The sequence below is a fragment of the Variovorax sp. V118 genome, assembly GCF_041154445.1.
In the GTDB taxonomy this organism is placed as follows: Bacteria; Pseudomonadota; Gammaproteobacteria; order Burkholderiales; family Burkholderiaceae_C; genus Variovorax; species Variovorax boronicumulans.
Window position 1 is genome coordinate 5,781,040 of sequence record NZ_AP028663.1, and the last position, 22,549, is coordinate 5,803,588.

Annotated in this window: 19 protein-coding genes; 11 read left to right on the top strand and 8 right to left on the bottom strand. The window is 69.4% G+C overall.

The window, feature by feature from the left end:
* The first annotated feature begins 1 nt into the window (after window position 1).
* Window positions 2–982, top strand: coding sequence for a Bug family tripartite tricarboxylate transporter substrate binding protein (locus ACAM52_RS26795; RefSeq protein WP_369647787.1), 981 nt, complete (start codon window positions 2–4; stop codon window positions 980–982).
* Between the two features lie 26 nt (window positions 983–1,008).
* A complete protein-coding gene (gene fahA / locus ACAM52_RS26800; RefSeq protein WP_369645045.1) occupies window positions 1,009–2,274 on the top strand; it encodes a fumarylacetoacetase in 1,266 nt (421 codons plus the stop codon).
* Between the two features lie 40 nt (window positions 2,275–2,314).
* Here the strand turns inward: fahA and mrdA are convergent, their stop codons facing one another.
* From mrdA to ACAM52_RS26820, 4 genes are all read right to left on the bottom strand, one after another.
* Window positions 2,315–4,312 carry a penicillin-binding protein 2 gene (gene mrdA, locus ACAM52_RS26805; protein ID WP_062472723.1) on the bottom strand — a complete coding sequence of 666 codons (1,998 nt, stop codon included), beginning with the start codon at window positions 4,310–4,312 and terminating at the stop codon, window positions 2,315–2,317.
* A gap of 58 nt (window positions 4,313–4,370) precedes the next feature.
* Window positions 4,371–4,892 (bottom strand): rod shape-determining protein MreD, encoded by a 522-nt coding sequence (gene mreD / locus ACAM52_RS26810; RefSeq protein ID WP_062472721.1) that lies wholly within the window; start codon window positions 4,890–4,892, stop codon window positions 4,371–4,373.
* Window positions 4,889–5,851, bottom strand: coding sequence for a rod shape-determining protein MreC (gene mreC / locus ACAM52_RS26815; RefSeq protein WP_095743224.1), 963 nt, complete (start codon window positions 5,849–5,851; stop codon window positions 4,889–4,891). Before mreC ends, mreD begins: the two co-directional genes overlap by 4 nt.
* Before the next feature lie 86 nt (window positions 5,852–5,937).
* Complete coding sequence (locus ACAM52_RS26820; RefSeq protein ID WP_056583929.1) at window positions 5,938–6,981, bottom strand: rod shape-determining protein; 1,044 nt, start codon at window positions 6,979–6,981, stop codon at window positions 5,938–5,940.
* Window positions 6,982–7,197: 216 nt separating this feature from the next.
* Between ACAM52_RS26820 and gatC the strand changes: the two genes are divergently transcribed.
* The 3 genes from gatC to gatB are packed head-to-tail and all read left to right on the top strand — an operon-like array spanning window position 7,198 to window position 10,479.
* Complete coding sequence (gene gatC, locus ACAM52_RS26825; protein ID WP_056583926.1) at window positions 7,198–7,497, top strand: Asp-tRNA(Asn)/Glu-tRNA(Gln) amidotransferase subunit GatC; 300 nt, start codon at window positions 7,198–7,200, stop codon at window positions 7,495–7,497.
* Window positions 7,497–8,987 (top strand): Asp-tRNA(Asn)/Glu-tRNA(Gln) amidotransferase subunit GatA, encoded by a 1,491-nt coding sequence (gatA, locus tag ACAM52_RS26830; RefSeq protein ID WP_369645046.1) that lies wholly within the window; start codon window positions 7,497–7,499, stop codon window positions 8,985–8,987. The genes gatC and gatA overlap by 1 nt, the downstream gene beginning before the upstream one ends.
* A 1-nt stretch (window position 8,988) precedes the next feature.
* The gene (gatB, locus tag ACAM52_RS26835; RefSeq protein ID WP_095949786.1) at window positions 8,989–10,479 is read left to right on the top strand and encodes an Asp-tRNA(Asn)/Glu-tRNA(Gln) amidotransferase subunit GatB; all 1,491 of its coding nucleotides are present in this window, start codon (window positions 8,989–8,991) and stop codon (window positions 10,477–10,479) included.
* A 46-nt stretch (window positions 10,480–10,525) separates the two neighbouring features.
* On the opposite strand, the gene ACAM52_RS26840 is transcribed toward gatB, so the two are convergent.
* Together ACAM52_RS26840 and pyrE are read right to left on the bottom strand one after the other, a co-directional pair.
* On the bottom strand, window positions 10,526–11,218 hold the full coding sequence (locus ACAM52_RS26840) for a DUF4124 domain-containing protein (RefSeq protein WP_369645047.1): 693 nt from the start codon (window positions 11,216–11,218) through the stop codon (window positions 10,526–10,528).
* Between the two features lie 12 nt (window positions 11,219–11,230).
* The gene (pyrE, locus tag ACAM52_RS26845; protein WP_056583914.1) at window positions 11,231–11,911 is read right to left on the bottom strand and encodes an orotate phosphoribosyltransferase; all 681 of its coding nucleotides are present in this window, start codon (window positions 11,909–11,911) and stop codon (window positions 11,231–11,233) included.
* A gap of 12 nt (window positions 11,912–11,923) precedes the next feature.
* Between pyrE and ACAM52_RS26850 the strand changes: the two genes are divergently transcribed.
* From ACAM52_RS26850 to ACAM52_RS26860, 3 genes are read left to right on the top strand one after another with little or no spacing between them, the layout of a single operon-like run.
* On the top strand, window positions 11,924–12,727 hold the full coding sequence (locus ACAM52_RS26850; RefSeq protein ID WP_062472711.1) for an exodeoxyribonuclease III: 804 nt from the start codon (window positions 11,924–11,926) through the stop codon (window positions 12,725–12,727).
* A gap of 15 nt (window positions 12,728–12,742) precedes the next feature.
* The gene (locus tag ACAM52_RS26855) at window positions 12,743–14,890 is read left to right on the top strand and encodes a DUF1266 domain-containing protein (protein WP_369645048.1); all 2,148 of its coding nucleotides are present in this window, start codon (window positions 12,743–12,745) and stop codon (window positions 14,888–14,890) included.
* A gap of 16 nt (window positions 14,891–14,906) precedes the next feature.
* On the top strand, window positions 14,907–16,910 hold the full coding sequence (locus tag ACAM52_RS26860; protein WP_369645049.1) for a DUF4034 domain-containing protein: 2,004 nt from the start codon (window positions 14,907–14,909) through the stop codon (window positions 16,908–16,910).
* 3 nt (window positions 16,911–16,913) lie between these two features.
* Here ACAM52_RS26860 and ACAM52_RS26865 read toward each other — a convergent pair whose 3' ends face one another.
* Complete coding sequence (locus ACAM52_RS26865; protein WP_159273505.1) at window positions 16,914–17,813, bottom strand: LysR family transcriptional regulator; 900 nt, start codon at window positions 17,811–17,813, stop codon at window positions 16,914–16,916.
* A gap of 72 nt (window positions 17,814–17,885) precedes the next feature.
* Between ACAM52_RS26865 and ACAM52_RS26870 the strand changes: the two genes are divergently transcribed.
* Together ACAM52_RS26870 and ACAM52_RS26875 are read left to right on the top strand one after the other, a co-directional pair.
* Window positions 17,886–19,136 carry a flavin-dependent oxidoreductase gene (locus tag ACAM52_RS26870; RefSeq protein ID WP_369645050.1) on the top strand — a complete coding sequence of 417 codons (1,251 nt, stop codon included), beginning with the start codon at window positions 17,886–17,888 and terminating at the stop codon, window positions 19,134–19,136.
* A 40-nt stretch (window positions 19,137–19,176) separates the two neighbouring features.
* Window positions 19,177–20,139 carry a tripartite tricarboxylate transporter substrate binding protein gene (locus ACAM52_RS26875; protein WP_369645051.1) on the top strand — a complete coding sequence of 321 codons (963 nt, stop codon included), beginning with the start codon at window positions 19,177–19,179 and terminating at the stop codon, window positions 20,137–20,139.
* Window positions 20,140–20,157: 18 nt separating this feature from the next.
* Here ACAM52_RS26875 and ACAM52_RS26880 read toward each other — a convergent pair whose 3' ends face one another.
* A complete protein-coding gene (locus tag ACAM52_RS26880; RefSeq protein WP_369645052.1) occupies window positions 20,158–21,012 on the bottom strand; it encodes a M48 family metallopeptidase in 855 nt (284 codons plus the stop codon).
* A gap of 119 nt (window positions 21,013–21,131) precedes the next feature.
* On the opposite strand from ACAM52_RS26880, the gene ACAM52_RS26885 reads away from it, so the two are divergent.
* Window positions 21,132–22,526, top strand: a complete 1,395-nt coding sequence (locus ACAM52_RS26885) for an AmpG family muropeptide MFS transporter (RefSeq protein ID WP_369645053.1) — start codon at window positions 21,132–21,134, stop codon at window positions 22,524–22,526.
* Window positions 22,527–22,549: the final 23 nt, after the last annotated feature.

Genomic DNA, 22,549 nt, shown 5'->3' on the forward strand with positions numbered 1-22,549 from the left:
GATGAAGAAGAGCGCTTTCGCCCTCACCCGCCGCGCGGCGGCCGTCGCACTGCTCGCGGCGCCGTTCCTGCTGGCGCACGCGGCCGACTTTCCGTCCAAGCCCATCAAGTTCATCGTGCCCTACACGGCCGGCGGCACCACCGACCTGGTGGCGCGCACCGTGGGCCAGAAGGTGTCGGAGAAGCTGGGCCAGCCGGTGCTCATCGACAACCGCGGCGGCGCGGGCGGCAACATCGGCATGGACGCCGTGGCCAAGGCCGCGCCCGACGGCTACACGATCGGCTTCGGCGCCATCTCGACCAACGCGCTGAACCCGCACATCTACAAGTCGATGGCCTTCGATCCGCGCAAGGACTTCACGGCCATCAGCCTGCTGGGCATGTCGACCATCGTGCTCGAAGTGCCGGCCACCTCGGCCATCAAGACCGTGCCCGAGCTCATCGCCGCCGCGAAGAAGAACCCCGGCCTGCCCTACGCCACCGCGGGCGCCGGCACCTCGATGAACCTGGCCGGCGTGATGTTCGCGCAGATGACCGGCACCGAGCTCACGCACGTGGCCTACAAGGGCAGCGGCCCGGCCATCACCGACATGCTGGGCAACACCATCGGCGTGATGTTCGACAACCTGCCGGCGTCGCTGCCGCACATCCAGGCCGGCAAGCTGCGCGCGCTGGCGGTGGCGGGCTCCACGCGCTCGCCCTCGCTGCCCGATGTGCCGACGATGGCCGAGGCGGGCCTCAAGGGCTATGCGCTGGAGCCGTGGTTCGGCGTGTACGGGCCGGCGAAGCTGCCGGCGCCGATCGTGAAGGCGCTGAACGAAGCGTTCGTCGAAGCACTCGCGATGCCCGACGTGAAGGCCAAGCTGCAGCAGGCCGGCTTCTTGCCGCGCGGCTCGAGCGCGCAGGAGCTCACCACGCTCACCGACACCGAATACAAGCGCCTGGGCGATGTCGCCAAAAAAGCGGGCATGACCGCAGACTGATCCGATTCAAGAACCGAAAGACCTCCATGACCGCACTCAACGCCACCCACGACCCGAAGCTGCGCAGCTGGGTCGCCGCCGCCAACGCGGCCGGCACCGACTTCCCGATCCAGAACCTGCCCTTTGGCCGCTTCCGCACCGCCGGCAGCAGCGAGGCCTTCCGCATCGGCGTGGCCATCGGCGACCAGATCCTCGACCTGCGCGCCACCGGCCTCATCGACACCGACGACATGAACGTGCTGATGAACGCCTCGGTGAAAGACCGCCAGGCGCTGCGCGCCGCGATCTCCGCGGGCCTCGCCGAAGGCAGCGGCCAGCAGGCTGCATGGTCGAAGGCGCTGCTCGCGCAAGCCCAGGCCGAGATGACCGTGCCCTGCCGCATCGGCGACTACACCGACTTCTACACGGGCATCCACCACGCCACCACCATCGGCAAGCTGTTCCGTCCCGACCAGCCGCTGATGCCCAACTACAAGTGGGTGCCCATCGGCTACCACGGCCGCGCCTCGTCGATCGGCGTGAGCGGCCAGGTCTTCAAGCGCCCGCAAGGCCAGACCAAGGCACCCGACGCAGTGGCGCCGAGCTTCGGCCCCTCGAAGCGGCTGGACTACGAACTGGAGCTGGGTTTCCTCGTGGGCCGCGGCAACGCGCTGGGCGAGCCCATCGCCATCGGCGACGCCGAAGACCACCTGTTCGGCGTGACCCTGCTCAACGACTGGTCGGCGCGCGACCTGCAGGCCTGGGAATACCAGCCGCTGGGCCCGTTCCTCGCGAAGAACTTCGCCAGCACGCTGTCGCCCTGGATCGTGACGACCGAAGCGCTGGCGCCGTTCCGCGCGAAGTTCGAGCGCCCCGCCGAAGACCCGCAACCGCTGCCCTACCTCGACGCCCCGTCGAACCGCGACAGCGGCGCGCTCGACATCACGCTCGAAGTGCTGCTGCAGACCGCGAAGATGCGCGCCGACGGCGTGGCGCCCGTGCGCCTCACGCTGGGCAACACCACCGAGGCCGCCTACTGGACCGCCGCGCAGCTCATCACGCACCACACGGTGAACGGCTGCAACCTGCAGCCCGGCGACCTGCTGGGCTCGGGCACGCTGTCGGGCCCGCAGCCCGACCAGGCCGGCTCGCTGATGGAACTCACGCTGGGCGGCAAGCAGCCGGTCACGCTGCCGAACGGCGAGAAGCGCACCTTCCTGGAAGACGGCGACACGCTGGTGATGCGCGGCTGGTGCGAGCGCGAAGGCGCGGTGCGCATCGGCCTGGGTGAAGTCGCCGGGACGGTGGTCTGACCCTGGCCTGAGCGACGGTGCGCTCCGAGAGGCGCGCCCTTCAGGGCGTCGGCGCCGCCGACGATGCCGCGCCCGCCGGTGCCGGCACCGCGGCCGCCGCAGGCCAGGCCACCTCGCTGGCCACGCGCGGCTTGCCCATCGGCGCACCCGCGCGGCCGATGCGCACGGCGGCCATGTCGGCCTCGCTCGGGTACTGGTCCATGAGCCAGTAGTCGAACACGCGGCGCGCGAGAGGCGCCGCAGCGCCCGCGCCCCAGCCGGCGTTCTCGACGATGACGGCGAGCGCGATCTTCGGGTTGTTGGCCGGTGCGTAGGCCATGAACAGCGCGTGGTCGCGCTGGTGTTCTTCGAGTGCGCGCGCGTTGTACTTGGTGTTCTTGGCCTGCGTCACGGCCTGTGCCGTGCCGGTCTTGCCGGCCGCCTGGTAGCCCGCGCCCGCGAACACGCCGCGCGCGGTGCCGCTGGTGACCACGCTGGTCAGGCCCTCGCGGATCACGGCCACGTTGGCCGCCGTGTAGCCCAGGTTCTCGGCCGGCGGCTGCGGCAGCGGCACGACCTGCCCGCTGACCGTGTTGCGCATCGCCAGCGCCAGGTGCGGCCGGTGCTTCATGCCGCCGTCGGCCACGATGGCCGTGGCCTGCGCCAGCTGCAGCATGGTGAAGGCGTTGTAGCCCTGGCCGATGCCCAGCGAGATGGTCTCGCCCGCGTACCACTTCTTCTGCTCGGGCCGCTTGTAGGCGTTGCGCTTCCACTCGGTGCTGGGCAGCACGCCGCGCACCTCGCCGCCCAGGTCGATGCCGGTGATCTGGCCGAAGCCCATCGGCTTCATGAAGTCGTGGATCAGGTCCACGCCCATCTCGTTGGCCAGCGAGTAGTAGTAGATGTTGCTCGACACCTGGATCGAGCGGCGCATGTCGACGCCGCCCAGGTAGCCCTCGGGGCTGCCGAAGCGGTGGCCGCCGAAGTTGAAGTAGCCGGGGTCGTTCACCACCACGCTCGCGGCACGCTTGCCGGTCTGCAGCGCCGCCAGCGCCATGAAGGGCTTGTAGGTGGAGCCCGGCGGGTAGGTGCCGCGCAGCGCGCGGTTGAGCAGCGGCTTGTCGATCGATTCGGTGAGCGCCTGCCAGCTCTCGGTGTCGATGCCTTCGACGAACAGGTTGGGATCGAAGGTGGGCTTGCTCACGAAGGCCAGCACCTCGCCGGTCTTGGGGTCGATGGCCACGAGCGCACCGCGCCGGTCGCCGTACATGTCTTCCACCAGCTTCTGCAGCTTGATGTCCAGCGACAGCATGACGGTGTTGCCCGGCGTGGCCGGGTGGCTGGCGAGCCGGCGCACGGCGCGCCCACCGGCCGAGGTTTCCATCTGCTCGACGCCGGTCTGGCCGTGCAGCATCTTCTCGTAGCTCTGCTCGATGCCCAGCTTGCCGATGTAGTCGGTGCCTTTGTAGTTGGCCTGGTCTTCCTCGTCCCAGTCTTCCATCGCGGTCTTCTCGCGCTGGTTGATGCGGCCGATGTAGCCCAGCACGTGCGAGGCCAGCTCGCCCTGCGGGTAGTTGCGGAACAGGCGCGCCTTGATCTCCACGCCCGGGAAGCGGTAGCGCTGTGCCGCGAAGCGCGCCACCTCTTCGTCGCTCAGGCGGGTGCGGATCGGAATGGAGTCGAAGCTGCGCGAGTCTTCGCGCAGGCGCTTGAAGCGGCGGCGGTCGCGCGGCGACACCTCGAGCACGCTGGTCAGGCTGTTGATGGTCTCCTCGACGTCGCCGACCTTGGAGGGCGTGATCTCCAGCGTGTAGGCCGAGTAGTTGGAGGCCAGCACGATGCCGTTGCGGTCGAGGATGAGCCCCCGGTTCGGCACCACCGGCACCACGGCCGTGCGGTTGCTCTCGGCCTGCTCGGCCAGGTCGGCATGGCGCACGACCTGCAGGTAGACCAGCCGCGAGCCCAGCAGGCTGAAGGCGAACAGCACCGCCAGGCCGATGACGATCACGCGGCGCTTGAAGCGCGCCAGGTCGGCGGCAACGTTGCGGATTTCGGTCATGGCGTCAGGAAGCTTAGGCGTGCGCAGGTGCGATGGCAAATGCGCCGGAAGGAAGAACTCAGAGGGGACGGTTCTCGTCGGGTTCGGGCGTGCGACGCTGGGGCGCCAGCAGCAGCGCGGTGGCCAGCGGCCACAGCGCCGCCTCGAGCGCCGGCGAGACCAGCACGCCCCAGCCCGGGAACACGCCGCCGCCGATCATGCGCGTGATCACCTCGATGAACTGCGACAACGCAAACAGCGGCAGCACCTGCAGCGCCTGCGAGAGCACCGGGTACCACAGCAGGCGCCGGTGGATCATGATCGCGAAGAAGCCCAGCGTGGTGTAGGACAGCGCATGCTGGCCCAGCATCGACGACTGGTGCACGTCCATGAGCAGGCCGAACATGAAGGCCGCGCCGATGCCCACGCGCGCGGGCTGGTGCACGCCCCAGAACACGATCACCAGCGCCAGCAGGTCGGGCATCCAGGCGGCGCGGCCGATGGGGATCATGTTGACCAGCAGTGCCACGAGCAGGCTGGTCCACATGAAGACGGGGCTGACGGGCAGCAAGAGCTGCTGCTGGCCGGGGCGCTTGATCATCGCGTGGCTCCCGCCGGTTTCTTCTCGTTCTTGCCGGCGCCCGGCTTGCCTTCGGGGCGCTTGCGCTGGGTGGACGCGGCCTCGACGTGCGGCGGCGCCACCGGGGCGCCCGAGGGCTCGAGCACCAGCACGTAGCGCGCCGCGGTCACGCGGGCCAGCGGCACGCAGTAGATGCGCGCGAAGGCCGAGTCGGCACGGCGCTCGATGCGCTCGATCTTCGCCACCGGCAGGCCGGCCGGGTAGATGCCGTCGACACCGCTGGTGGACAGCAGGTCGCCCTCCTGCAGGTCGGCGTTGGCGGCCATGAAGCGCAGCTCCATGCCGCCGCCGTGCGCCGAGGCGTCGCCGAAGGCCACGCTGCGCACGCCGGTGCGGGTGTTCTGCACGGGAATGGCCAGGTCGCGGTCGATCACCAGCGTGACCTCGCTCGTGAAGGGCAGCACCTGCGTCACCTGCCCCAGCACGCCGCGCGCGTCGATCACCGGCGAGCCGGCGGCCACGCCTTGGGCGAGGCCCTGGTCGATGACGATCTTGCGCGTGTAGGGGTCGGCCGCGTCGTACAGCACCTCGGCCGGGCGGCCCGGCGTGGTGGTGGTCTGGCGCAGCTCGAGCAGCTCGCGCAGGCGGGCGTTGTCTTGCGCGAGCGTGTCGGCGCGGCTGGCGGTCTCGGCCTGCAGCATCAGGGCCTTGCGGGCCTCGTCTTCGTTGCGCTGCGCGGTCTGCAGCTCTTCGAAGTAGCGGCTGCCGCCCATCACCAGCATGACCGGCTTGAGCGCCGCCATCTGCACCGGGTAGAGCACCGCGCCGATGGCCGAGCGGATCGGCTTCACGAGGTGAAAGCGGGCGTCGGCGACCATGAGGAAGAGCGAGAGCGCGCCGAAGAAGATCAGCTTGCTGAGTGCCGATTGCCCCTGGTTGAACAGGGGTGGCGCTGTGCGATCGAGCGTGCCCAGAGGCATGTAGTCAGACCCGGCGGTGGTGCGGCATCAAATAACAAAAAGCCGGCCTGCGCAAGCAGAGGCCGGCCGATGATGGCTTTCGCCTTTTACTCGCTCGTGAAGATGCTGCCCAGACGGTCCATGCGCTCCAGGGCGATGCCGCAGCCGCGCACCACGCAGGTCAGCGGGTCTTCGGCCACGAGCACCGGCAGGCCGGTTTCCTCGGCGAGCAGGCGGTCGAGGTCGCGCAGCAGCGCGCCGCCGCCGGTGAGCATCATGCCGCGCTCGGCGATATCGGCGCCCAGTTCGGGAGGCGTCTGTTCCAGCGCGTTCTTCACGGCCGAGACGATGTTGTTCAGGGGGTCGGTCAGGGCTTCCAGCACTTCGTTGCTGCTGATGGTGAAGCTGCGCGGCACGCCTTCGGACAGGTTGCGGCCCTTGACTTCCATTTCCTTGACTTCGGAGCCAGGGAAGGCCGAGCCGATGTTCTTCTTGATGACTTCGGCCGTCGGCTCGCCGATCAGCATGCCGTAGTTGCGGCGGATGTAGTTGATGATGGCTTCGTCGAAGCGGTCGCCGCCCACGCGGACCGAACCCTTGTAGACCATGCCGCCCAGCGAGATCACGCCCACTTCGGTGGTGCCGCCGCCGATGTCCACCACCATCGAGCCCGAGGCTTCGCTGACGGGCAGGCCGGCGCCGATGGCCGCGGCCATGGGTTCTTCGATGAGGTAGACGGCGGTGGCGCCGGCGGCTTCGGCCGCGTCCTTGATGGCGCGGCGCTCGACCTGGGTCGAGCCGCAGGGCACGCAGATGATGATGCGCGGGCTCGGCGTGAGCAGCGTGCGCGGGTGCACCATCTTGATGAACTGCTTGATCATCTGCTCGGTGATCACGAAGTCGGCAATGACGCCGTCCTTCATCGGGCGGATGGCCTCGATGTTGCCGGGCACCTTGCCCAGCATGGCCTTGGCTTCGCGGCCGACGGCCTGGATCACCTTCTTGCCATGGGGACCGCCTTCGTGGCGGATCGCGACCACGGAGGGCTCGTCCAGCACGATGCCCTTGTTGCGGGCGAAGATCAGGGTGTTGGCGGTGCCGAGGTCGATCGCCAGGTCGGTGGAGAAGTACCGACGGAAAGCTCCAAACATGTGCGGAATCCTCTGAGCACGGCCTGCGCATCGGCAGGTCGTCGCTCTATTTTTGGGTCGTTTGACGGGGTGAATTGATCGTTTTTGGCGCAAAAGCCGGCGCGTTCGCGGGGGTTGCGGCAAAGGCGGGATAATAACCGAATCCCCTCTGAATCCCGTGTCGGCACCCTCTTCGGCGTGCGATTGCCTCCGGTTTTTTCGACCCGTCAGCCATCTATGTCTCTTTCCGCTTCCGATATTGCACGCATCGCCTCGCTGGCGCGGCTGCAGCTCGCCCCAGATGAAAGCGAGCGCATGCTCACTCAAATCAACGGCTTCTTCGATCTGGTCGAACGCATGCGCGCGGTCGACACCACCGGCGTCGAGCCGCTGGCGCACCCGGTGGCCGCGCTCGAAGACGTGACGCTGCGCCTGCGCGACGACGTCGTGAGCGAGCCGAACAACCGCGAAGCCAACCAGAAGAGCGCCCCGGCCGTCGAAGCCGGCCTGTTCCTCGTGCCCAAGGTGATCGAATAATGAGCAGCGGTGAACTGCACCAATTGAGCGTGGTCGCGCTGGCCAAAGCGCTGGCCGATCGCAAGGTGTCGGCCGTCGAGGCCTCGCAGGCGTTTCTCGGCCGCATGAAGGCCCACGAATCGCTCGGCACCTTCGTCGACGTCAACGAAGAAGTCACGCTGGCCCAGGCCCGCGCGGCCGACGCGCTCATCGCCCAGGGCAACGCGCCCGCGCTGGCTGGCGTTCCGATCGCGCACAAGGACATCTTCGTCACCACCGATTTCGCCACCACCGCCGGCTCGAAGATGCTCGCGGGCTACCGCTCGCCCTTCGACGCGACCGTGGTGCGCCGCCTGGCCGAAGCCGGCGCGGTCACGCTCGGCAAGCTCAGCTGCGACGAGTTCGCGATGGGCTCGGCCAACGAGAACGTCGCCGTGCCCGCCGTGGGCCACGACCAAGCCGTGCCGGTGCGCAACCCCTGGAACCTCGAACGCATTCCGGGCGGCTCGTCGGGCGCCAGCGCGGCGGCCGTGGCCGCGCGCCTTGCACCGGCCGCCACCGGCACCGACACCGGCGGCTCGATCCGCCAGCCCGCGTCGTTCTGCGGCGTCACCGGCATCAAGCCCACGTATGGCCGCGCCTCGCGCTACGGCATGGTGGCCTTCGCATCGAGCCTCGACCAGGCCGGCCCGATGGCCCGCTCGGCCGAAGACTGCGCGCTGCTGCTGTCGGCCTTCTGCGGCCCCGACCTCGACCGCGACTCGACCTCGCTCGACAAGCCCGCCGAAGACTTCGGCCGCTCGCTGAACGACTCGCTCGAAGGCCTGCGCATCGGCGTGCCCAAGGAGTTCTTCGGCGACGGCGTGGCACCGGGCGTGCGCGCGGCCATCGACGCGGCGCTCGCGCAGTACGAGAAGCTCGGCGCCAAGCGCGTCGAGGTCTCGCTGCCGCGCACCGAGCTGTCGATTCCCGTGTACTACATCCTGGCCGCGGCCGAAGCCTCGAGCAACCTGAGCCGCTTCGACGGCGTCAAGTTCGGCCACCGTGCCAAGCAGTACAAGGACCTGGCCGAGATGTACGAACGCACGCGCGCCGAAGGCTTCGGCGACGAAGTGAAGCGCCGCATCATGATCGGCACCTACGTGCTCTCGCACGGCTACTACGACGCCTACTACCTGCAGGCGCAGAAGGTGCGCCGCATGATCGCGGACGACTTCCAGCAGGCGCTGACGCAATGCGACGTGATCGCCGGCCCCGCCGCGCCGACCACCGCCTGGAAGATCGGCGAACACGGCGACGACCCCGTGGCCGACTACCTCGCCGACATCTTCACGCTGCCCGCCTCGCTGGCCGGCCTGCCCGGCATGAGCGTGCCTGCGGGCTTCGACGCTGGCATGCCCGTGGGCCTGCAGCTGATCGGCAACTACTTCGGCGAAGCGAAGCTGCTCAATGCAGCGCACCGCTTCCAGCAAGCCACCGACTGGCACACGCGCACGCCGGAGGGCTTCTGACATGAGCGAGACCGTGAACACATTCGAAGCACAACAACAAGGCCGCCCGACCGGCCCGCTGGTGCGCGGCTATGAAGTCATCATCGGCTTCGAGACGCACGCCCAACTCTCGACCGCGAGCAAGATCTTCAGCCGCGCCTCCACCGCCTTCGGCGCCGAGCCCAACACGCAGGCCTGCGCGGTCGACCTGGCGCTGCCCGGCACGCTGCCCGTGATGAACAAGGGCGCGGTCGAACGCGCCATCAAGCTGGGCCTGGCGCTGGGCTCGCACATCGCGCCGCGCAGCGTGTTCGCGCGCAAGAACTACTTCTATCCCGACCTGCCCAAGGGCTACCAGATCAGCCAGTTCGAGATCCCGGTGGTGCAAGGCGGCGCGGTGTCGTTCTTCCTCGGCGAAGAAAAGAAGACCGTGCGCCTCGTGCGCGCCCACCTCGAGGAAGACGCGGGCAAGTCGCTGCACGAAGACTTCATCGGCCAGAGCGGCATCGACCTGAACCGCGCTGGCACGCCGCTGCTGGAAATCGTGACCGAGCCCGACATGCGCTCCACCGCCGAGGCCGTGGCCTATGCGAAGGAACTGCACAAGATCGTCACGTGGATCGGCATCTGCGACGGCAACATGCAGGAAGGGAGCTTTCGCTGCGACGCCAACGTGTCGGTGCGCAAGCCCGGCGAGAAGCTCGGCACGCGCCGCGAGATCAAGAACCTGAACAGCTTCAAGTTCATGCAGCAGGCGATCGACTACGAGATCAACTCGCAGATCGACGAGCTCGAAGAGGGCCGCGCCATCGAGCAGGCCACCGTGCTGTTCGACCCCGCCACCGGCGAGACGCGCACCATGCGCACCAAGGAAGACGCGGCCGACTACCGCTACTTCCCCGACCCGGACCTGCCGCCCCTGGTGGTGGCCGCCGAGTGGATCGAGCGCGTGCGCGCCACCATGCCCGAGCTGCCGCGTGCCACGGCCGAGCGCTATGTGCGCGACCACGGCCTGTCGGAATACGACGCCGCGCAGCTCACGCAAGGTGCGGCACTGGCGCGCTACTTCGACGACGCGGTGAACGCCGGCGCGGCGCCCAAGCTGGCCAGCAACTGGATCACCGGCGAGATGGCACGCCGCCTGAACGCCGCCGAGATCGGCATCGAGGCCGCGCCCGTGAAGGCCGCGCAGCTCGCGCAGCTGGTGACGCGCATCGCCGACGGCACGCTGCCCAACAACGCCGCGCGCCAGGTGTTCGAAGCGCTGTGGAGCGGCGAAGGCAGCGATGTCGACGCGATCATCGAAGCCAAGGACCTGAAGCCGATGAACGACGCCGGCGCGCTCGACAAGATCCTCGACGAGGTGATTGCCAAGAACGCGAAGAACGTCGAGGAATACCGCGGCGGCAAGGAAAAGGCGCTCAACGGCCTCGTGGGGCAGGTCATGAAGGCCAGCGGGGGCAAGGCCAACCCTGCGCAGGTCACCGAGCTGCTGAAAGCCAAGCTGGGCTGATCGCGAGCGAGCCCCGGGGCCTGGCGCCAGGCCCCGGCGGGTTCGTTCAGCGCGGGTTGCCGCCGTTCTGCGGCGACCAGAGCGTCTTCAGACGCCCGCGCTCTTCGTCGAAGCGCGCATTCACGCGCTTCTTCTCTTCTTCCTGCTCCGCGATGAAGCGGTTCTGCACGGCCACGCTCTGCGTGTTGTCCTCGATGCGGCGGCGCACGGCACCGGGCGCCTTGCTCGTGTCCTGCTTGTAGAACTCGAGCTCCTCGTCGATCTTCTTGCGGTCGTCGGCGAGCTCGACGAGGCGCTTCTTCGCGGCCTGGATCACCGCATCGATCTGCGACAGCGCCTCGACGCGCTCGCGGTCGTGCGTGGCGGCGTTGGGGTAGCGCACCAGCAGCGCGCGCTCGCGGCGGCGCTCGTCGATGAGCCGTGCGGCCTGGATGGCGGCTTCGCGCGCGCGGTCCTCGCGCTCCTGCTGCTCGCGCGCCGTGTAGGTCGGCTCCAGCTTGCGGCGCACCGTGCCGCTCGGGCCCAGTTCGCGCTGCTCGCGGTCGCTGCACTCGGCGATCGGCCGGTCGGCCGTGAGCGTGCGCCCGCGCGCGTCGACGCAGGTGTAGATGCCGACACCGGGCCCGTCCGTCTTGGCGGGCTGGGCCAGCACCGTTGCGCACGACGACAGGGCCGCCAGGCCCAGCCACAGCGACGCCACGGCGGCGGCAGAAGAGGGTTCGCGCGCGGGGCGTCGCATCGGCGCTGCGTCTCAGGCGCCGTAGCGCGTGCGGTAGGCCAGCACGCGCTCGCGGTGCGCGCCGAGGTCGGCGGCGGCGTTGCCCGAGAGGTAGCTCAGCAGGTCGTCCAGCGTGGCGATGGGCACCACCGCGAGGCCGAGCTGGTTGCGCACGTACTGCACGGCGCTGTGGTCCACGTCGACGCCGTTCTCGGTGGCTTTTTCCTGCCGGTCCAGGGCGATGGCCACGGCATGCGGCGTGGCGCCCGCGGCCTGGATCGCGGCGATGGATTCGCGCACCGCGGTGCCGGCCGACATCACGTCGTCGACGATCAGCACGCGGCCCTTCAGCGGCGCGCCCACCAGATTGCCGCCTTCGCCGTGCGCCTTGGCTTCCTTCCGGTTGTACGCGAAGGGGTAGTTGCGCCCACGCCGGGCCAGCTCGGCAGCCACGGTGGCGCCCAGCGGGATGCCCTTGTAGGCGGGGCCGAAGATCATGTCGAACTCGAGGCCGCTTTCGACCAGGCGGTCTGCATAGAATCCGGCGAGCCGCGCGATCTTGGCGCCGTCGTCGAAGAGGCCCGAATTGAAGAAATACGGGCTCATGCGACCGGCCTTGGTCTTGAATTCGCCGAAGCGAAGCACGCCGGCGTCGAGCGCGAACTGGACGAAGTCCTGTGCCACCGCGCTGCTTGTCTGACCGTCTACAGCCATTGGAAATTCCTTGTGTTCAAACTGACCAGTCTCAATCTCAATGGCCTGCGCTCGGCGGCCACCAAGGGCGTCGCCGACTGGGTGGCCGAACTCGCGCCGGATTGTATTTGCATGCAGGAGATCCGCGTCCAGGCCAGCGATGTCGAAGGCCGCTTCGAGCAGATGGCCGGCCTGCAGGGCCACTTCCACTTTGCCGAGAAAAAAGGCTACGCGGGCACCGCCATCTACACGAAGCATGCGCCCAGCGCCGTGGTGGTGGGTTGGGGTGATCCCGAATTCGACGCCGAAGGTCGCTACCTCGAGCTGCGCTTCGACACGCCCAAGCGCAAGTTCTCGGTGATCAGCTGCTACTTCCCGAGCGGCAGCTCGGGCGAGGAGCGCCAGGCCGCCAAGTTCCGCTTCCTGAAGGGCTTTTTCCCGCACCTCTTGGCGCTGAAGAAGGAGCGCGAGTTCATCCTGTGCGGCGACATCAACATCGCGCACCAGGAGATCGACCTGAAGAACTGGCGCGGCAACCAGAAGAACAGCGGCTTCCTGCCCGAGGAACGCGCCTGGATGACGCGCCTGCTCGACGCCGGCACCGAAGGCGCCGGCCTGGTGGACGTGTACCGCCGCCTCAAGCCCGACACCACAGGCGACGCCTACACCTGGTGGAGCAACCGCGGCCAGGCCTACGCGAACAACGTGGGATGGCGGCTGGACTACCACCTGGCCACGCCGGCGATGGGCGCGCTGGCGCGCACCGAGGCGATCTACAAGACGGTCAAGTTCAGCGACCACGCGCCGATCACGGTGGAGTACGACTTCACGCTGTAAGTCGCCCGCCCGTCGATGCCGATCCCGACTCCGTCTCCGTCCACGAACCCGTCCTCGCCGCCCACGGCCGCGGCGACGGCGGTGTACCTGCCGCGCGACGTGGTGAATGCGCCCGAGGTGAAGGCCGCGATCGCGCGCCGCAGCGCCGAGCGCGGCGACGACGCCGACATGGCGGCCTGGCTGCTGAACCACTTCTTCCGCTGGGCCATCGGCAGCTTCGGCAACGTGCTGCCGGTGCAGTCCCCCGCCGACTACCTGGCCGCGGCCGGGCCCGACAAGCCGTTGCCCGAATGGCTGGCCAAGCAACTGCAGCCGCGTGCGCCTGCCGCGGTGAACGCGGCGTCCGCACAGGACAAGGAAAAGTCCAAGAGCCACAAGGCCGAATCGCCCGCCGCCGAAGCCGCCCCGAAAACTTTCTACTACCTCGACCCCGAGCACCTGCTGCTGGTCGACCGCGAACGCATGCTGGTCGAGTTTTTGCGCTCGCGGCGCGGCACGCGGCTCGAACAGAAGCTGCAGCGCATCACCTGCTTCATGGCCATGGCCCTGTGGGAGCAGGAGCACCAGCGCATGCAGGCCAAGCGCAACAAGGGCTGGGTACCCAGCAGCGGCCTGGCGCTGAAGGAAGTGCTGCGCACGCCCAACGGCGTGATCTTCGAGTTCATCGGCAGCCATGCGGCGCTGCGCGAGGAAATGGCCTACGAGTCGTTCCACATGCAGCACTGCCTGGGCCAGTTCGCCAACATCAAGAAGCTCAATGGCGGCTACGGCGAGCAGTACGCCAGCGCCGCGCAGAGCGGCCGGCTGCGCCTGTTCACGCTGCGCAGCGCGGGCAACCTGCCGCACGTGACCATCAGCCTCGAGGTGCATCCGGACGGGCTGCGCGTCGACCAGATCAAGGGCAAGCAGAACCGCCACCCGATCCGCAAGTACGCGGACGATGTGCTGCAGTTCCTGCGCACGCTGCCGCCGCGCGGCGAGCGCCACAGCGACTGCGAAGGCATGGGCCTGGTGTTCGAGCCCGAGGCCTCGGACGCCGCCCGGGGCGAATGGAAGTTCGTGACCGACGTGCAAAGCCCCGATTTCCTGCTCAGCGTGATGAGCGGCAACTTCCACCTGATCGAGCACTTCGAGCAGCCGCCGCCGGCGCTGCAATGGCTGCTGCTGCGCATCGCGCCGCACGAGCTGGCGCGGCTGCGCCAGATGGACGTGGCGGTGGCCGCCGCCGCCCGGCTGACGCTGCCCGCGAACCGGCTGCCGCCGTCGCTGCAAGCAGCCCCCACGCCGACGCCCGCCGCGATGCTGGAGATCGAAGGCATCTCGCTGAGCGCCGCCGCTGGGAGCGGCATTGCCATGACGCAGGCCATCGTCATCGTTGTGTTCCTGGGCCTGCTGTACCTCGGGGTGCGCATCGCGTGGTTCGTCGTGCGCACGGCATTCCGCATCGTCGTGCGCGGCTCGGGCACGGCGATCGGCCACATGGAAAAGGCCAACGCCGACCTCGCGGTGCGCGCCGCGCAGGCCCGGGCCGACGCCGGCAAGGTGGTGCCCAACCGCCGCCGCTGGGCGCTGGCGCTCGGCGACATCCTGCTGCTGCGCAACGGCCTGCGCTGCGACAGCGACACGCTGGCGCTCGACGTGCCCGCCGAGCAGCGCCAGCGGCTGGCCAAGCAGGTGCTGCGCGAAATGAACATGGCCGCCGACCTGCCCGAGCGCGACATCGCCACGCAGATGCAGGCCGCGCTGGTCGGCTGGGTCGGCGGGCTCGGCCGCACCCACGCCAATTTCTACGAACAGCTCGCGGCAGAAGGCCAGGTGCGCGACGCGCTGGCCTTCGACTGCGCGCGCACCGCCTTCCTGGTGCGCTGCATCGCGCTGCTGGGCTGGGTGCCCGAGTCGCAGGCCTGGCTGGTGCTGTTCCTCAACGCACAGCGCGCGCAGGACAGCTTCGAAAGCTGGGAAGACTTCGGCCACGCCTATGCGCGGGCGCGGCTGCACTGGCTGCGCATCAGCAGCCAGGACGGCCCCGCCTCGTCGCGCGCCACGCTGGAAGTGCAGGAGCACCTGCAGAACACCCAGGGCAACTGGCTCACGCTGCCCTGGAAGCGCTACCGCATCTTCGATCCCCAACCCGTCACTCTCGCCCCTGCCGCGTCGGCCTGACGCGCGAGCCCCGCCCATGACCACCCACACGCCCCCCGCCGCAGCGACCGTGATTCCCCCCGCCCCCGCGCGCTGGAAGCTCTGCGACATCGACGCCCTGCTGCGCGCCGGCGACTACGCCGCACTCGACCAGCGGCTCGATGACGCGCTGGCCGCCAGCTTTCAAGACCGCGACGAGGAAGAGCGCTACTACGGCGCCTTGCCCGACGACCTGGCCGGCTGCACCGCGGCCGGCGCCGAAGGCCTGGCCCGCCTGGCCGCGTGGCAGGCCGCCCGCCCGCAATCGGCCCACGCCTGGCTCTGCGAAGCGCACTACTGGTACCACTGGGCCTACGAGTACCGCGGCTCGGGCTGGGCCAGCACGGTCACCGCGCTCGGCTGGGAATGCGCCCATGCCTGCGCCACGCGCTGCGCCGTGGCCGCGCTGCGCGCCCTCACGCTCGCGCCCACGATGTGGACCGCCTGCGCCCTGCTGCTGCAGAGCACCTCGGCCTTCAACGAGCCCGACTGGCTGACCGAGCTGGTGCGCAGCGGCCGCTGGCCCGACAAGCCGCTGCAGCACGACTTTTCGCTGGACGACGATGAGGCCACCCGCGAGGAGCTGCTGGCGCAGCTCGCGCGCTCCGGCCTGGCGCACGACGAGCGCGTCGCCTGCCCCGAGGCCGCGCCCACCGCCCTGCCCTCGCCCGTGCAGGGCCGCAAGGTGATCAGCGGCACGTCCTACTGGATTCATGCCACGCTGCACGTGCACCCGCGGCTGTTCTTCTTCATGCGCCAGTGCGTCTGGTTCCAGCAGCCGCGCTGGGGCGGCAGCCACGAGCGCGTGCGCGCCTTCATCGCCTCGCCCGCCTGCGCCCACCTGAGCGAGGTCGAGAAAGACCGGCTGCGCCACGAGATCTGGCGCGACGACTACCAGGGCAACAGCGTCGACAAGGACGAAGACCCGGCCGAAGCGCAGCAGCGCATGACCGCCACGCGCCAGCGCGCCCAGGAGGCGCTCTACCCCTACCACCGCTGGGAAACCCTGCGCTGGCTGGCCGTGAGCCACTACATGCTCGACCAGCACGCCGAAGCGCTGGCCTGCCTGCGCGAGGCCGAGAGCCACCATCCCATCGACGACGACTACGCCATGAACATGGCGGTGCACGTCGCCCTGGAGCAGGACCCCGGCGGCCACTGGCTGGGCCAGGCCATCTGCAACAGCGCCAACGCCTACGAATGCAACACCGCGCTGATCCTGCACGGCTACTGCAGCCTGAAGGGCGCCTTCGGCTTCGTGCCCAACGCGGCGACCGGCAACGCCTGGCTGGCGGCCGCGCGCGAACGCAACGCCGGCACCGAGAACTGGGACGACCTGGCGCGCGCGCTGTGGCGCGTGCCGCGCAACCAGGAAGCCTTCGAGATCCTCGAGATGGGGCTGGCCGCCGGCGACAAATCGTGCCTGCTCACGCTCGGCATCTTCCACGCGGGCGGCGAGCACGGCACCAAGGACCGGCAACAGGCGATGCACTGCTACGGCCAGGCGGCACAGGCCGGCAACAGCGTCGCGGCCTACAAGCTGGGCTACCTCTGCCACGACATGGCCTGGGAAGACGCCACGCCCGCGGCGCAGCGCCCCGCGCTGCAGGCGCAGGCGGTCGAGGCCATGCTGAAGGCCCGCGAGCTGGGCCACGACGACGCCACCGAGGGCGCGCTGATGTTCATCAGTGACCTGTCCGACATCCCCGTGCGCCACCGCCACCTGGACTTCGTGCGCGAGCACGCGACCAACGGCGACGCCATCGCCATGGCCACGCTGTCGACCCTGCTGGCCGACGCCAACGACAAGGTGCTCTACAACTACCGCGAGAGCGTGCGCTGGATCATGGGCGCGCAAGCCGTGGCGCCCGAAGACGAGTTCGTGGTGAACGTGACCAAGAACACCCACCAGGACGGCTTCCTGTCGTCCACGCTCTACAAGCTCACGCGCCGGCAGATCAAGGCGCACGAGATCCCGGGCGGCGACAACGCGATGGTGTGACCGCTAGCGGGACAGCGCAGGCAGTGCCTTCGCCAGCGTCTCGCTGAAGGCGCGCATCGCCTCGGTCTCGTGCGTGCCGCGCTTGGTCAGGCGAAAGAAGTCCATGCCCACGCGCGGCTTCAGCAGCACGTCGGTCTTCACGCGGTGACGGCGGCAGGCCGCCAGCGCGAAGGTGGGCATCACGGCGGTGCCGAAGCCGGCCTCGACCATCGAGATCAGCGTGCCGAAGAAGTTGAAGGCGGGCCGCTGCGCGTCGGCCAGTCCGATCTCGCCGAGCTGGCGCTCGATCACCTTCTGGATCGGGTTGCCGGGCGGCAGGCCGATCAGCGTGGCGCCGCGCAGCGCGGACCAGGGCGCGGTGCCGACCGGTTCGCCGTCGGCCGTGGCCTGCGTGACCCGCATCAGCTCGAAGCGCCCCACGGGCGTGCGGTCGAGCCCCGCCGCAGCCTTGAAGAAAAAGCCCAGGCCGAGGTCGGCCTCGCCCGCGGCCACCATCGCTTCCACGTCGCGCAGGTCGGCGTCGAAAAGGCGCAGCACGACCTGCGGATGCGCCTGGCGAAAACTCGCGAACACCCAGGGCAGGAGGTGCGAGGACACCAGCGGCGTGGCCGCGATGCGCAGCGTCTGGCGCGCCGCATCGCCCTCGGCGCCGAGCTCGGCGGCCACGTCATCGAGGTCGGTGACGAGCCGTTCCACCACCGGCAGCAGACGGCGCCCGGCCGGCGTGAGGCTCACCATGCGCGTGGTGCGGTCGAACAGGCGGCAGCCGAGCTGCTTCTCCATCTCGCGGATCAGGATGCTCAGGCCGGCCTGGGTGATGTGCGCCTGCTCCGCCGCGCGGGTGAAGTTGCCGATGCGCGCTACCTGCAGGAAGGCGCGCATCTGGCGCGTGGTCAGGTTCATAAGGATTCATGATAAATCCATATCACATCTAAATTTCCCATATGCCTCGTTTGCGGTCCCAATACGGACCCCATGAGCACCGCACCTAACGAAGTCATCATCCTCGGCGCCGGCATCGGCGGCCTGACCCTCGCCCTGAGCCTGCACCAGGCCGGCATCGCCTGCCGCGTGTACGAGGCCGTACCCGAGCTGCGCCCGCTCGGCGTGGGCATCAACCTGCTGCCGCATGCGGTGCGCGAGCTGTCCGAGCTGGGCCTGCTCGACGCGCTCGACGCCGTGGGCGTGCGCACGCAGGAGGCGGTCTTCTTCACCGAGCACGGCCAGCTGGTGTTCCGCGAGCCCGCCGGGCAGCACGCGGGCTACGACTGGCCGCAGTACTCGATCCACCGCGGCGACCTGCAGACCGTGCTGCTGAACGAAACCTTGAAGCGCCTGGGCCCCGACAGCGTGCAGTGCGGCCACCGCTGCACCGGCGTCGAACAGGATGCCGACGGCGTGACGGTGCACTTTGCCGACGGCCGCGCGCCGGTGCGCGGCGCGGTCGCGGTGGGCTGCGACGGCATCCACTCGGCGCTGCGCAAGCAGCTGTATCCGAACGAGGGTGCGCCGCGCTATTCGGGCATCAACATGTGGCGAGGCACCGCGGCCTGGAAGCCCTTTCTCTCGGGCGGCAGCATGGTGCGCGCGGGCTGGCTCACCGTCGGCAAGATGGTGATCTACCCGATCCGCAACGACATCGACGACCAGGGCCGCCAGCTCGTGAATTGGGTCGCCGAGATCCACGCGCCCCAGCCCGCGATGCGCGACTGGAGCCGGGCCGGGCGCCTCGAGGACTTCCTGCCCGCCTTCGCCGACTGGCACTTCGACTGGCTCGACGTGCCCGCGCTGATCCTGGCCTCCGACACCATCCTGGAGTACCCGATGGTCGACCAGGACCCGCTGCCGCGCTGGAGCCACGGCCGCCTCACGTTGCTGGGCGACGCCGCGCACCCGATGGTGCCGCGCGGCTCCAACGGCGCGGGCCAGGCGATCATCGACGCGCGCTTTCTCGCGGGCGCAATGAAGCGCGAAGGCGTGGGCATCGCGGCGCTCGACACCTACGACCGCGTGCGCGTGAAGGCCACCACCGACGTGGTGCTGACCAACCGCAGCAACCCGCCCGACACCATCCTGCGCGAGGTGTTCGAGCGTTCGGGCGGCCGGCGCGTCGAGAACCTCGACGCGATCGTCACGCAGCAGGAGCTGCAGGCGATCTCCGACCACTACAAGCGCGTGGCCGGCTACGACCCGGCGGCGCTGAAGGCGCGCGCGTCGTACCTCTGAGCGCGGGCACATTCACCGAACAAGACGGAGACAAGACCCCATGAGATTTCTGCGCAAGACCTTCGCCACCCTGCTGGTTGCGGCCAGCGCCGCCGCGGCCCATGCCTGGCCCGAGCAGCCGGTGACGCTGGTGGTGCCCTACACGCCCGGCACCGGCATCGACCTGATCGCACGCCAGCTCTCGGCCCGCCTGCCCGCCGTGCTCGGCCAGCCGGTGATCGTGGAAAACCTGGCCGGTGCGAGCGGCAACATCGGCAGCGAGAAGGTGGCGCGAGCCAAGCCCGACGGCTACACGCTGCTGGTGCAGGTCAACACGCTGGTGATGAACAAGGGCCTGTACAAGTCGCTCGCCTACGACCCGGTGGCCGACTTCACGCCGGTGTCGCAGACCTCGTGGGGCACGCTGCTGCTGGTGACCAACCCGGCCACCCAGAAGGCCGGCTCGCTCGCGCAACTGGTGGCCACCGCCAAGGCCAACCCCGGCAAGCTGACCTACGCCACGCCGGGCGTCGGCACGCCGCACCACCTGTCGATGGCGCTCCTGATGCAGGGCACCGGCACCGACCTGCTGCACGTGCCCTACAAGGGCACGGCCGGCGCCGTCACCGACCTGCTCGGCGGGCGCATCGACGCGATGTTCCTGCCGGTGCACGTGGCGCTGCAGCACATCCAGGCCGGCAAGCTCAAGGCGCTCGCCACCGGCAGCGGCCATCGCCTGCCGCAGTTGCCCGACGTGCCGACCCTGGCCGAGGCCGGCGTGACCGCCGACAACGTCGACATGTGGTACGGCGTGCTCGCGCCCAAGGGCACGCCGGCCAACGTGGTGGCGCGGCTGAACACGGAGATCGCCGCGGTGCTGAAGTCGCCCGAGGTGGCGAAGTCCTTCGAGTCGCAGGGCATGGTGCCCGCCAGCTCGACGCCGGCGGCGTTCGGCGCGCTGATCCAGAAGGACGCGCAGCGCTGGGCGACGGTGGTCAAGAAGGGGAACATCACCGCCGACTGAGCGCGGCGGGAAGCGCAGCTACTTGCGCGCAGCCGCCCGGTACAGGTTCTCGACCTTCGGCACGTTCGCCTCGAGCTTGGCGATGCGGTCCGGCCCGCTCGGGTGGGTCGACAGGAAGCTCAGGCCGCCCTGGTTCTTGGAGGCGGTGGCCATCTTCTTCCACAGCGACACCGAGGCCTGCGGGTCGTAGCCCGCGCGCGCGGCGAGCTCCAGGCCCACGAGGTCGGCGTCGGTCTCGTCGCTGCGGCTGAACTTCAGGGTGATGAGCTGCGTGCCGGCGCGCGCCGCGAGGTCGCCGACCTGGCCGAGCCCCAGCAGCTGCGCGCCGATGGACAGCGCCGCGCCGGTACCGACGCTCTTGGCCATGCGCGCGCGGGCGTGTTCGCGCAGCGCGTGCGCCATTTCATGGCCCATGACCATCGCGACCTCGTCGTCGCTCAGCTTGAGCTGCTCGAGGATGCCGGTGAAGAAGGCGATCTTGCCGCCGGGCATGCAGAAGGCGTTGATCTGCTTGCTGCCGATCAGGTTGACCTCCCACTTCCATTCGCGGGCGCGGGTGTTCCACGGCAGGGCGAAGGGAATGAGCCGCTGCGCGATGGTGCGCAGGCGTTGCAGTTGCGCGTTGCCATCGCCGGCCAGCGCGCCCTTGGCGCGCGCCTGTTCGAGCAGCTGGCCGTACTGCTGCACGCCGGCCGCCTCGATCTGGTCGGCGGGCACGAGGTTGCGCGCCACCGAGGCATTGCCGACATTGACCTGCGCCAGTGCCGGCGCGCTCAGCGCCGCACCGGCGGCGGCCAGCAGGAAGGCCCGGCGCGGGTTCCATGCCGAGGCTTCGGAGAGGGCGGAAAGGGGGCGTTCGCATCGTGTGCACATAGGTGCCCGGATGATAGGAACAAATGGAGACGAGCGGGCGCGTCGATGTCCCCGGCACTCCACGAAAACCTCCGCCTTCGGCTGCGGTGCGAGTGCCTTCGGGCGGCCGGGCGGCACTCATGGACAATCCCCCACTCATGTCCGCACCGCCCGCCGAACCCACCCAAGCCCCCGCGAGCGCCGCGCTGCCCTGGCGCGACGCGCTCAAGGTCTACCTCGAACCCGCCACCCTGCGCATGCTCGCGCTGGGCTTCTCGGCCGGCCTGCCGCTGCTGCTGGTGCTGGGCACGCTGAGTTTCCGGCTGCGCGAGGCGGGCATCGACCGCACCACCATCGGCTACCTGAGCTGGGTCGGGCTGGCCTATGGCTTCAAGTGGGTCTGGGCGCCGCTGGTCGACCGGCTGCCGCTGCCGCCGCTGACCACGCTGCTCGGGCGCCGGCGCGGCTGGCTGCTGCTGGCGCAGGGCATGGTAATCGTCGGGTTGGTCGGCATGGCGATGAACGACCCGCGCCTGGGGCTGCAGCCGCTGATCTGGTGCGCGCTGCTGGTGGCCTTCGGCTCGGCCACGCAGGACATCGCGCTGGACGCCTTCCGCATCGAATCGGCCGAGACGCGCAAGCAGGCCGCGCTGGCCGCCGCCTATCAAACGGGCTACCGGCTCGCGATGATCTGGGCCGGCGCCGGCGTGCTGTGGGTCGCGGCCTGGGCCGAGGTGGCGCCCGCCGTGGCCGTCACCGGCGCGGCGGCGTACCAGAACAGCGCCTGGAAGACGGCCTACCTCGTCATGGCGGCCTCGATGGCGGTCGGCGTCCTCACGGTGCTGCTGTCGCCCGAACCGGTGCGGCGCGTGCTGCCGAAGGCGAAGAACGCCGGCGAATGGCTGCGAAGCGTGCTGATCGAGCCTTTTGCCGACTTCATCCGCCGCTACAAGTGGCAGGCGGCGCTGATCCTGGCGCTGATCGCCATCTACCGCATCAGCGACGTGGTGATGGGCATCATGGCCAACCCCTTCTATGTGGACATGGGCTTCACCAAGGACCAGGTGGCCACGGTCAGCAAGATCTACGGCGTGATCATGACGCTGGTGGGCGCCTTCGTGGGCGGCGTGCTGTCGATGCGCCTGGGCGTGATGCGGGTGCTGATGCTGGGCGCGGTGCTGAGCGCCGCGAGCAACCTGCTGTTCGCCTGGCTGGCCACGCGCGGGCACGACCTGACGGCGCTGATCGCGGTGGTTTCGGCCGACAACCTGGCCGGCGGTATCGCCTCGGCGGCCTTCATCGCCTACCTGTCGAGCCTGACCAACATCAGCTACTCGGCCACGCAGTACGCGCTGTTCAGCTCGCTGATGCTGCTGCTGCCGAAGTTCATCGCCGGCTATTCGGGCGCGTTTGTCGACGCCTACGGCTACAGCACCTTCTTCACCGCCACCGCGCTGCTGGGCGTGCCGGTGCTGCTGCTGGTGGCGCTGGCCTCGCGCATGGCGGCCCGCACAGGCGACGGCGAGCGTCAATAGGGCCTGCGCCGGAGCTGTCATCT

Coding starts and splice junctions, on each gene's coding strand:
- ACAM52_RS26795 (WP_369647787.1), top strand. CDS start 2: ATGAAGAAGAGCGCTTTCGCCCTCACCCGCCGCGCGGCGGCCGTCGCA.
- fahA (WP_369645045.1), top strand. CDS start 1,009: ATGACCGCACTCAACGCCACCCACGACCCGAAGCTGCGCAGCTGGGTC.
- mrdA (WP_062472723.1), bottom strand. CDS start 4,312: ATGACCGAAATCCGCAACGTTGCCGCCGACCTGGCGCGCTTCAAGCGC.
- mreD (WP_062472721.1), bottom strand. CDS start 4,892: ATGATCAAGCGCCCCGGCCAGCAGCAGCTCTTGCTGCCCGTCAGCCCC.
- mreC (WP_095743224.1), bottom strand. CDS start 5,851: ATGCCTCTGGGCACGCTCGATCGCACAGCGCCACCCCTGTTCAACCAG.
- ACAM52_RS26820 (WP_056583929.1), bottom strand. CDS start 6,981: ATGTTTGGAGCTTTCCGTCGGTACTTCTCCACCGACCTGGCGATCGAC.
- gatC (WP_056583926.1), top strand. CDS start 7,198: ATGTCTCTTTCCGCTTCCGATATTGCACGCATCGCCTCGCTGGCGCGG.
- gatA (WP_369645046.1), top strand. CDS start 7,497: ATGAGCAGCGGTGAACTGCACCAATTGAGCGTGGTCGCGCTGGCCAAA.
- gatB (WP_095949786.1), top strand. CDS start 8,989: ATGAGCGAGACCGTGAACACATTCGAAGCACAACAACAAGGCCGCCCG.
- ACAM52_RS26840 (WP_369645047.1), bottom strand. CDS start 11,218: ATGCGACGCCCCGCGCGCGAACCCTCTTCTGCCGCCGCCGTGGCGTCG.
- pyrE (WP_056583914.1), bottom strand. CDS start 11,911: ATGGCTGTAGACGGTCAGACAAGCAGCGCGGTGGCACAGGACTTCGTC.
- ACAM52_RS26855 (WP_369645048.1), top strand. CDS start 12,743: ATGCCGATCCCGACTCCGTCTCCGTCCACGAACCCGTCCTCGCCGCCC.
- ACAM52_RS26860 (WP_369645049.1), top strand. CDS start 14,907: ATGACCACCCACACGCCCCCCGCCGCAGCGACCGTGATTCCCCCCGCC.
- ACAM52_RS26865 (WP_159273505.1), bottom strand. CDS start 17,813: ATGAACCTGACCACGCGCCAGATGCGCGCCTTCCTGCAGGTAGCGCGC.
- ACAM52_RS26870 (WP_369645050.1), top strand. CDS start 17,886: ATGAGCACCGCACCTAACGAAGTCATCATCCTCGGCGCCGGCATCGGC.
- ACAM52_RS26875 (WP_369645051.1), top strand. CDS start 19,177: ATGAGATTTCTGCGCAAGACCTTCGCCACCCTGCTGGTTGCGGCCAGC.
- ACAM52_RS26880 (WP_369645052.1), bottom strand. CDS start 21,012: ATGTGCACACGATGCGAACGCCCCCTTTCCGCCCTCTCCGAAGCCTCG.
- ACAM52_RS26885 (WP_369645053.1), top strand. CDS start 21,132: ATGGACAATCCCCCACTCATGTCCGCACCGCCCGCCGAACCCACCCAA.